The sequence below is a fragment of the Limnobacter sp. genome (genome assembly GCF_964228395.1).
Taxonomy (GTDB): domain Bacteria; phylum Pseudomonadota; class Gammaproteobacteria; order Burkholderiales; family Burkholderiaceae_B; genus Limnobacter.
In genome coordinates this window covers 1-9,286 of the sequence record NZ_CAXQZX010000157.1, presented here as the reverse complement: position 1 = coordinate 9,286, position 9,286 = coordinate 1, and the positions used below count along the sequence as shown (strand labels likewise).

The following is a 9,286-nucleotide window of genomic DNA, read 5'->3' as shown; positions in this document are numbered from 1 at the left end:
CCCGGCTTTGTGATCCCGGTGGAGCAAAGTGAAGCTGGGGTAGACGAACTGTTGCTGGTGCCATACTTTGGCGCCTGCATTCACACACCGCCGCCGCCCGCCAACCAGATCATTCACGTTAAACTGGCCAAACCGCAGCCCGCCATGGGCGCCATGCAAGCTTACTGGGTGTGGGGTGAATTACAACTGAATCGCTTTAGCAGCGAGTTTGGTGACGCCGCCTACCAGCTGGTGGCCACTGGTTTGCAGCCTTATGACCAATAAGTTGCAAGCCATTGATTTTTCATAAATTCTTAATAAATTAGTAAAAACCCCTCTATTTTTATCGTTGACAGCCCTCCATCATATTCATACCTTTACATCACGCGATGTAACATTCGAAAAAACAAACAAACGTTTGGTGCAGGTGTAACCCAGCACACAAACACTGTCATCCACCGGAGGTCAATGAGTCATGGGCAGCATGAGCGACAGCACGTCCCTGTCAGTGATGCACGATTTGGAGTTGGCGTTTTTGCAGGACGTGGCCCCCAGGTATTTGAACCTGGCCCGCCCCCCACACGGCTTGAAAATCCGTGAATGGAAAAACCGCAGCGCTGTGCCATTGATCAACAAATTGCACGCTGGCTTGTCGGGCTTAAAGCGCCGCAGCGCCCAGGTGGCCGATCACGAATTGGTGTGGCTCGAGGGTGGCAATGCAGAGGGTCCCTCGGTGGTGTTGTTCCACGGTTTTGCTTCCAACAAAGAAAACTGGTTGTCCCTGGTGCCTTTTTTGCTCAAACAATACCGCCTGTATGTGTTGGACCTGCCGGGCTGGGGCGAGAGTGAATTCAATCCCAACCTGCCATACGGGTTGGATGACCAAGTGGCTCGCGTGGCAGCCTGGATGGACGACCATGTGCAAGGCACTGCCCATGTGGTGGGCAACTCGGTGGGTGGCTTGGTGGCCGCCCTGCTGGCTGGTCGGCACCCAGAACTGCTAGCCAGCCTGTGTTTGATGAACCCGGCTGGCGGCAAAGGCGAGCAGCACACGGTGTTTGAAGCGGGCTTGAAAGAAGGCCGCAACCCCATGATTGTAGAAAGCCTTGCGGGTGCTCACACCCTGATGAGCCTGGCTGTTCACAACAAGGCGATTGCCTTGGCGCTGGCGCCCATGATGGCGCAAGACCTCATTAGCCGTCGCCATGTGAACCGCCACCTGTTTCACCAAATGTTTGTGAATGCCCCCAACCCCAATGGGCCGGGCATGGCCGCCAATCGATCCAAAACCCTCATCATGTGGGGCAAAGAGGACCGCTTGGTTCATTACACCGGGGCTTTCACCTACCAGGCGATTATTCCGCATGCCGATGTGATACTTTTTGACGGTGTGGGGCACCTGCCCATGGTTGAAATTCCGATTCGAACAGCCAAAGTGCTGCAGGAGTTTTGGCTGGGCTGACATCGCAATGTGCCTTCATGTCCAATTTTAGAAAGGATTTGAAGCATGAGAATTCGCAATACCTTGTTGCTAGCGGCCAGTGCGTTCGTGTTGCTGGCGTGCAGCAAAGGGCTGGATGGAACGTACAAAGACGAACTGGGCATTCAAAAGTATGAATTCCAGCGAGATGGCACGGTGTACATTTCCACCATGGGCATCACCAAAGAATCCACCTACGTGGTGGAAGACAACAAGGTGAAAATCTCCGACCAGGGTGACACCACCATTTATGACCTCAACACCGATGGCACCATCAAGGGGCCCCTGGGCATGGTGTTGAAACCTTCTCAACCCTGAATTTTTAATCCGAACGCGCGTGGTTGCCGCAATGGAACATGCGTACTGAGTCATAAAAACCCGCATTCCTTGCGGGTTTTTTACTATGTTTTACACATTTTCCCTGTTCTGGGGCCCCCAAAAAGCATTAACCCAATAATGGATGAAAAATCCACTTCTTTTCCCCTGATTGCATGAGGGGTATTCCCCGCACACTGACTAAGCGTCAATTCGATTATTTAAGCCATTTAACAGTTGGTGAGGGGTGCGATGCAATTAATTCAACATGTGCTGCACAGCAGCCATGGTCTTCTGGCCAAACTTTACTCCCAGGCTGTTTGTATGTTTGAGCATGGTTGGTACGAGGCGCTTGACCTTCAAGAAGAGCCAAGCCAGCAGATCGAATGCCCCGTGATGAAAGCCGCCTCGCACTTACAACCGCCAAAAACAGGACATGCAAACCCATGAGCGATTCGTTAAAACCCAGCAATGCGGCTCCAACACTGGCCCCGGTGGCCCTGCTGGTACTGTGCTTTGGCTTGCTTGGGCTGGGCGCCACGGTGTTGCAGGGCATTTGGGCCAGTGCGGCGGGTGTGTTGGCCGCCGCTGCCGCCGGTGCAGCCGTGTATGTGCGGCTAAACCCACGCATTGCAGCGTTGGAAGCCAGCCTGGGGCAACAACAAACCACCCAACAGGTGGACCTGCACACCCATGCCGCGGCCGACTCCCAGTTGAACAACATGGCCCACCAGTGGGTGCCCACACTGAGCAAACAGTTAAACACCGCCAACCAACAAATGGAGCAGGGCATTGTGAGTTTGGCTGAAGCGTTTTCGGGCATTCACACTCAGCTGAATGCCACAGTGAGCGTGGCTTCCGACGCGGCCCATGTGCTTGGCGGGGCCTCAAGTGCCGGCCACGGACAGGCGGCGGGACTGGCAGAAATGGTGTCCAGCAGTTTGAACCAAATGCTTGCACAGATCCGGCAGTCGTTTGACGAGAAGTCCACCATCATGAACGAGGTGAAGGGTTTTATTGCCTCCACCGACGAGCTGGCAAAAATGGCCAGTTCGGTGGAGGTGCTGGCCGCCAAAACCAATCTGTTGGCCTTGAATGCCGCCATTGAAGCGGCCCGTGCGGGCGAAGAAGGGCGGGGTTTTTCAATTGTGGCTGATGAGGTTCGAAAGTTGTCGATGTTGTCGGCTGACACCGGCGTGAAAATTCGCGAGCGTGTGCAGCACATTGCGCAGGCCGCCAAACGTGCAGGCGATGGCGCAACCCGCATGCAAAACAGCGACCAACATGTGCTGGAGCAAGCCAGTTCAACTTTGGGGGGCGTGGTTCGGCAGTTCGAGCAGGTCACCACCCCGCTGCAACACGCCAGCGAGCAGATTATTGCCAACACGCATCAAGTGTCTGCCAGCTTGAACAACGCCGTGGTGCACTTTCAGTTTCAAGACCGTGTGTCGCAAATTCTTGGTCATGTGCAAGACAGCCTGACCCAGTTGCAACAGCAATTGGGTGAGGGTCTGCAGGCGCTGGATGTGCCTGCCCTTATGCATGAGCTGGAGCGCAACTACACCATGGCCGAGGAGCGCACCAACCACGGTGGGCAGCATGCAGCACAGACCAAGGCCAAAGCGGCCGATGATGATCTGACATTTTTTTGACAGGGGAAGACAAACAACATGAGCAAAACAGTACTGATTGTGGATGACTCCACATCGCTTCGGCAGGTGGTGTCGATGACCCTGAAAAGCCAGGGCTTTGAGGTGTTGGAAGGCTGTGATGGCAAAGACGCATTGACCAAGCTGGATGGCCGCAAAATCAGCTTGATTGTGAGCGACTTGAACATGCCCAACATGGATGGCTTGAGCTTTGTGCGCGAGGTCAAAAAGCTGGCCAACTACAAGTTTGTGCCCATCATTATGTTGACCACCGAAAGCGACGACAAGCTGAAAGCCGAGGGGCAGGCGGCTGGGCTAAAAGCCTGGATGGTCAAGCCCTTCAAGCCTGAGCAGATGATTGCAGCCGTGAACAAATTGGTGGCCTGACATGAAAGATGAACTTGAGGTACATGGGGATTTGGCTGTGGCCGCTGACCCAGTTGCAGAAAAGGCCGAATGCCGCATCTCCCTGGAAGAACTGAGCATTGGCTGCTGTGCCAGCTTGGCTGAGCAAATTCGACAAGGTCTGGCTGAGGGGCAACATGTGTTGCTTGATCTTCGCCAGTGCCAAGAGGTGGACACCGCTGGGCTGCAACTGTTGTTGTGCATCCAGAACGACCCTGCTGTGAATTTGCATGTGCACTGGACTGCACCTTCTGAAGTGCTGGCCCTGAAGGCGGCCCGCTTGGGGGTGAGCTCCTGGATTAACGCCGGTGTTGTGGAGCGCTAAACATGGCATTTGAACTGGATCTGGATGCCTCTCGTGGCATATTTTTTACCGAAGCACGCCAGTTGCTGGGCGAAGTAGAAAGCCATGTGTTGCAACTGGAACAGAACCCCACCGATGGTGAGGTACTCAACGCTGCGTTTCGTGCAGCGCACACCATCAAGGGCAGTGCAGGTGTGTTTGGCTTACAAATCATTACTCACTTTGTGCACGACCTTGAAACCGTATTGGACCGCGTGCGTAATGGCGAAATAGGGTTTGATGCCGACATGAGCACCCTGGTGCTGGAATGTCGTGACCACATTTCGGACCTGGTGGATTCGATTGAAAGTGGTGGCAGCGCCACCGAGGTGAATGCTCAACTGGCCCCCACCCAACAAGGCCTGACCACTCGCTTGCAAGCCTATTTGGTGGATGAAGCCCGTGCCTCTGTGGGCCAGCCCACCGTGGCCCAGGGTAACGCGTCGCAAGCAACCGCCAGTGATGTGCAAAGCGGCGCAGCCGCTGCCCGCACATGGCATGTGTCGGTTCGCCTGGCGCGCAGCACCCTGTGTGACGGGTTTGACCCATCGCCCATATTTGCCTATATGCAAACCTTTGGCGACATGCAATGTGTGTTGCCCGTGCTGGACAAACTGCCTGTCTTTGCCGAGTTGGATCCCGAAGCGTGCTACCTGGGGTTTGAGTTGCGCTTTGTGACCGACAAAGGTTTGCCCGCCATTGAGGACGCCTTTGAGTTTTTGAGTGACGAAAGCACGGTGCGTTGCCTGCCGCATGACTGCAGCCCCGAAGAATGGGACAGCTTTGCGCAAGCCATGCCCGAGGGCTTGGCGCGTGCAAGCGCGCTGTTGGAAGAGGCCGGGTTTGCGAGACCTGCGCGTGCTGCTGCAATACCTGCAGACAAGCCAGCCGTGGCCGAGCAAGGGCCAGTTGCTGCTGCCGCGCCAGCCACTCAAACCGTGCAAGCTGGCATGGCCAAGCAAGGCAAGGCAACAAACAACAAGGCTGTTGCCACCAGCCAATTCATTCGCGTGCCTTCCGACAAATTGGATGCACTCATCAACTTGGTGGGCGAACTGGTGATTGCCAATGCTGGCACTGTGGAGCAAGCCAAGCAGTTGAACCACACCAGCATGTTGGAGTCCACCAGCGCCGTGGCTGGCCTGATTGAAGAAATTCGCGATGGTGCGCTGGGTTTGCGCATGGTACAAATCGGCGAAACTTTCCAGCGCTTTCAACGTGTGGTGCGCGATTTGTCCATGGGCATGGGCAAGCAAATTCAACTTGAAATTTCTGGTGAAGACACCGAACTCGACAAATCGGTGGTGGAAAAAATTGGCGACCCCCTGATGCACTTGGTGCGCAACGCCTTGGACCACGGGCTGGAAACCCCCGAGGCCCGTACCGCTGCCGGCAAGCCTTCCACCGGAAAATTGGGTTTGCACGCCTACCACGACAGTGGCCACATTGTGATTGAAGTGCGCGACGATGGCCGAGGTTTAGCTCGCGACAAAATTTTGGCCAAAGCCATTGAAAAAGGCATCGTGACACCCGAGCAAAACCTCAGCGATGCCGAGGTGAACATGTTGATTTTTGCTCCGGGTTTTTCGACGGCAGACAAGGTCACCGACATTTCGGGCCGTGGCGTGGGCATGGACGTGGTGAAGAAAAACATCGAAGCCCTGCGTGGCTCTGTGCAAGTTCGCTCCAAGCCTGGTCATGGCTGCACGTTCGAGATTCGCTTGCCGCTAACCCTGGCCATCATTGATGGTTTCATGATTGGCGTGGGTGGCTCGGTGTACGTGATTCCGTTGTCGTATGTGCGCGAATGCCTGGAGCTTCCCCCTGGGGCCTTGGGCAGCGACGACCGCATGAACCTTCACTACGACCTGCGTGGCGAATTTTTACCTTGTGTGCGTTTACGCAAGGTGTTTGGCAGCACAGCGGGCAAGCCCAAGCGCGAGAACATCATTGTGGTGAGCTTCGGTGGCGTGAAGGCGGGCATCGTGGCCGATCAGCTTCACGGCGAATCCCAAACCGTCATCAAACCCTTGGGCAATTTGTTCGAATCCAACCGCGCCATCAGTGGCGCAACCATCATGGGCAACGGTGATGTGGCGCTCATTATCGATGTGCCCAAGTTAATCACTGAGGTGAGCAATATTTCAATCCATGGCAGCGACGGGTCCCAGGCCACGTTCAAGCCCGATCAACCTGCAGCACCACGCGCAAGCTTGAGCACAGCCAGCGCCTAATCAACCAAAAAAGGAAACGATCATGGGAGCATTTGATTTTTTAAACAAAAAACAGTTGACCGAGCAGACAGAAGCAATCGAGACGCTGCAGAAGAAATTAAGTGAGGCCAACGCGGTGCTAAGCGCGGTGAGCAAGGTGCAAGCCATGATCGAGTTCAAGCTTGATGGCACCATTATTCACGCCAACGACAATTTTTTAAGAACGATGGGGTACACCCTTGATGAAATCAAAGGCAAACATCACAGCATGTTCGCTGAGCCAGGCGTGGCCAATACGATTGAATACCGTCAGTTTTGGGACAAACTTGGCCGGGGTGAGTTTGATTCTGGCCAATACAAGCGCCTTGGCAAGGGCGGTAGAGCGATATGGATCGAAGCCAGCTATAACCCGATCATGGACAGCACTGGCAAACCATTCAAGGTCGTCAAGTTTGCCATTGATATCACCGAGGCAACCTTGAAGTCGATTTTTAACAGACGCGCTCTGGGCGGTCTTGAGAATGTTGAGGCCAATGTGATGCTGGCCGACGCTGGTTTTAATATTGTGTATGGCAATGCGTCTTTATTAGACATGCTTCGGAGGGCTGAGAGCGACATTCGTAAAGACCTTCCTAACTTCAATGCAGGCAAATTGATCGGAACCAACATCGATGTTTTTCACAAAAACCCGTCGCATCAGCGGGGTATGTTGAGCAACCTCAAAAATACCCACAAGGCCCAGTTAAAAGTTGGTGGCCGTACATTCGACCTCGCCGTTAATCCAGTCGACGATGACGCGAATGTTCGACTCGGGTATGTGGTTGAATGGAAAGATCGAACCGCAGAGGTGGCCATAGAAAATGAAATTTCCGAAATTGTGAGTCGAGCCAGCAGTGGTGACTTTAGCGAGAGAATTCGTGAAAACGACAAAAGCGGGTTTTTCAAAAAGCTGGCTGAGAGTATGAACACACTGCTTGGCACAACGTCCGCTGGTTTAGAGGACATTGGCCGTGTGCTGAAGTTGTTGGCCAAAGGTGACATGACGCAAAAAATCACCGCAAGCTATCAAGGTTTGTTTGGTGAGGTGAAAGACGATGTCAATGCCACCATTGATCGCCTGCGCGATGTCATTGAAGACGTGCGTGGCAATGCCGACTCGCTGACCAATGCGGCGCGTGAAATCTCTAAAACTTCGCAGAGCTTGTCGCAAGGCGCAAGCAGCCAGGCTGCTGGTGTGGAGGAGGTGTCTGCCAGCATCGAGGAAATGGCAGGCTCGATTAAGCAAAACAGCGAGAACAGCCGCGTGACCGATCAAATTGCTACCAAAGCCGCTGAAGAGGCCAAAGAGGGTGGTCGCGCCGTGACTGAAACAGTGAATGCCATGAAAGCGATTGCCGACAAGATTGGCATTGTGGACGACATTGCTTACCAAACCAACCTGCTGGCCTTGAACGCGGCCATTGAAGCAGCGCGCGCTGGGGAGCATGGCAAGGGCTTTGCCGTGGTGGCCGCTGAAGTTCGTAAATTGGCCGAGCGCAGCCAGGTGGCCGCACAGGAAATTGGCGACCTTGCTGGCAGCAGTGTGAAGCAGGCCGAGCGTGCCGGGGCCTTGTTGGAAGAAATGGTGCCCGCCATTAATCGCACCTCTGATTTGGTACAAGAAATTACCGCTGCCTCCAATGAGCAAACCAATGGCGTGGCTCAAATTAATCAGGCCATGATGAACCTGAACCAGCAAACCCAGCAAAACGCGGCTGCCTCGGAAGAACTGGCTGCCACAGCTGAGGAAATGAGCGGTCAAGCCAGCCTGTTGATCAATGCCATGAGCTTTTTTGACACTGGCAACAAACGTTCAGGGGGGGCGGCACCCGCCAAGCGCTCCGCTGCACCCGCCAAGGGCCAGCATGCGCATGCTGGCGTGGACGGGTTTGATCACTTCGACGAGTTTTAATGCAAGGGGTGCACAACATGCGACAACTGAATGAACAAATTGCGCAGGCCTCGCAAGCCGACGGCGCAAGCCACCAGTTTTTAACGTTCCAGGTGAGGGATCAAAAACTGGCGGTGGAAATTCTACGGATCAAAGAGATTATTGAGTTTGGGCGAATCACCGTGGTGCCCATGATGCAGCAATGCATCAGCGGAGTGATTAACCTGCGCGGCTCGGTGGTGCCTGTGGTGGACCTGAGCGCCCGCTTTGGGCAGGGAAGCACCACAGTGAATCGCCGAACCTGCATCGTGATTTTAGAATCACAAATGGCTGAGCAAACGCAGGTGGTTGGATTCATGGTGGACGCCGTGAATGCGGTGGTGGACATCAATAGTGAGTCCATTGCGCCACCACCGCAGTTTGGCGCTGGGGTGAAAACCGACTTCTTGCGGGGCATTGGCAAGGTGGAGGAGGAGTTTGTGCTGGTGCTCAATGTCGAGCGTTTGCTGGACTTCGAAATTCCATCGGATCTTGAAGAGGCAGCGGCCTAGTCTGCACTTCGTTTGATCGCGCTGCGTGTTGATGCCGGGTTGGCACAGGTCGCTGGGCCTGGGATTGGCCCTTTGGAGTGCTGTGCGCCGCGCTTCTAGGCTGGGGCGGCCCAAGCCACTGGGCCTGGGATCAGCCCGTGGTCCCCTTCTTGTCCCTTCCGAGGGGACATGCAAGGCGAAAATGTCGCCATTGCATCCGATTCGGTTTCCCGCCAAGCGGGGGCTTGGCGGGGAAACACGCCTCGGCCCCTCGGTGTGGGCCAAACCGGGCGGGCTGCCCTGAAGCGGCCTGCGCGGCCAGTGCCACCCCAGCCCCGGCGCTGCGCTTGGCCATGCCGGTGATTCGCGCAACCGTGACTCAAGCGGGCGCAAGACCTGCTCGCACGCAACCTGAGCCGCCTTCGCTTGCCCAGAAGCCAGC

General features: G+C 55.1%; 10 protein-coding genes. All 10 read left to right on the top strand.

Annotated elements, in window-relative coordinates:
* Positions 1 to 264, top strand: a 264-nt coding sequence (locus tag ACEQU8_RS13510) for a DUF3299 domain-containing protein (protein WP_370264299.1), incomplete at its 5' end; no start/stop codon positions are given.
* A gap of 199 nt (positions 265 to 463) precedes the next feature.
* Positions 464 to 1,441 carry an alpha/beta fold hydrolase gene (locus ACEQU8_RS13505; protein ID WP_370264298.1) on the top strand — a complete coding sequence of 326 codons (978 nt, stop codon included), beginning with the start codon at positions 464 to 466 and terminating at the stop codon, positions 1,439 to 1,441.
* A gap of 45 nt (positions 1,442 to 1,486) precedes the next feature.
* A complete protein-coding gene (locus ACEQU8_RS13500) occupies positions 1,487 to 1,777 on the top strand; it encodes a hypothetical protein (RefSeq protein WP_370264296.1) in 291 nt (96 codons plus the stop codon).
* A gap of 249 nt (positions 1,778 to 2,026) precedes the next feature.
* Positions 2,027 to 2,224: a hypothetical protein gene (locus ACEQU8_RS13495; RefSeq protein WP_370264295.1), complete on the top strand. Its 198-nt coding sequence runs from the start codon at positions 2,027 to 2,029 to the stop codon at positions 2,222 to 2,224.
* Positions 2,221 to 3,426 (top strand): methyl-accepting chemotaxis protein, encoded by a 1,206-nt coding sequence (locus tag ACEQU8_RS13490; protein WP_370264294.1) that lies wholly within the window; start codon positions 2,221 to 2,223, stop codon positions 3,424 to 3,426. The genes ACEQU8_RS13495 and ACEQU8_RS13490 overlap by 4 nt, the downstream gene beginning before the upstream one ends.
* Positions 3,427 to 3,444: 18 nt before the next feature.
* A complete protein-coding gene (locus tag ACEQU8_RS13485) occupies positions 3,445 to 3,810 on the top strand; it encodes a response regulator (protein WP_370264293.1) in 366 nt (121 codons plus the stop codon).
* 1 nt (position 3,811) lies between these two features.
* A complete protein-coding gene (locus tag ACEQU8_RS13480) occupies positions 3,812 to 4,153 on the top strand; it encodes a lipid asymmetry maintenance protein MlaB (RefSeq protein ID WP_370264291.1) in 342 nt (113 codons plus the stop codon).
* Positions 4,154 to 4,155: 2 nt separating this feature from the next.
* Complete coding sequence (locus tag ACEQU8_RS13475) at positions 4,156 to 6,405, top strand: chemotaxis protein CheA (protein ID WP_370264290.1); 2,250 nt, start codon at positions 4,156 to 4,158, stop codon at positions 6,403 to 6,405.
* 22 nt (positions 6,406 to 6,427) lie between these two features.
* A complete protein-coding gene (locus ACEQU8_RS13470) occupies positions 6,428 to 8,335 on the top strand; it encodes a PAS domain-containing methyl-accepting chemotaxis protein (protein WP_370264289.1) in 1,908 nt (635 codons plus the stop codon).
* A 17-nt stretch (positions 8,336 to 8,352) separates the two neighbouring features.
* Positions 8,353 to 8,865 carry a chemotaxis protein CheW gene (locus tag ACEQU8_RS13465; RefSeq protein WP_370264288.1) on the top strand — a complete coding sequence of 171 codons (513 nt, stop codon included), beginning with the start codon at positions 8,353 to 8,355 and terminating at the stop codon, positions 8,863 to 8,865.
* The last annotated feature ends 421 nt before the right edge of the window (positions 8,866 to 9,286 follow it).

What these genes read in the sequence shown, in the direction of transcription:
- ACEQU8_RS13505 (WP_370264298.1), top strand. Translation starts at nt 464, where the DNA reads ATGAGCGACAGCACGTCCCTGTCAGTGATGCACGATTTGGAGTTGGCG.
- ACEQU8_RS13500 (WP_370264296.1), top strand. Translation starts at nt 1,487, where the DNA reads ATGAGAATTCGCAATACCTTGTTGCTAGCGGCCAGTGCGTTCGTGTTG.
- ACEQU8_RS13495 (WP_370264295.1), top strand. Translation starts at nt 2,027, where the DNA reads ATGCAATTAATTCAACATGTGCTGCACAGCAGCCATGGTCTTCTGGCC.
- ACEQU8_RS13490 (WP_370264294.1), top strand. Translation starts at nt 2,221, where the DNA reads ATGAGCGATTCGTTAAAACCCAGCAATGCGGCTCCAACACTGGCCCCG.
- ACEQU8_RS13485 (WP_370264293.1), top strand. Translation starts at nt 3,445, where the DNA reads ATGAGCAAAACAGTACTGATTGTGGATGACTCCACATCGCTTCGGCAG.
- ACEQU8_RS13480 (WP_370264291.1), top strand. Translation starts at nt 3,812, where the DNA reads ATGAAAGATGAACTTGAGGTACATGGGGATTTGGCTGTGGCCGCTGAC.
- ACEQU8_RS13475 (WP_370264290.1), top strand. Translation starts at nt 4,156, where the DNA reads ATGGCATTTGAACTGGATCTGGATGCCTCTCGTGGCATATTTTTTACC.
- ACEQU8_RS13470 (WP_370264289.1), top strand. Translation starts at nt 6,428, where the DNA reads ATGGGAGCATTTGATTTTTTAAACAAAAAACAGTTGACCGAGCAGACA.
- ACEQU8_RS13465 (WP_370264288.1), top strand. Translation starts at nt 8,353, where the DNA reads ATGCGACAACTGAATGAACAAATTGCGCAGGCCTCGCAAGCCGACGGC.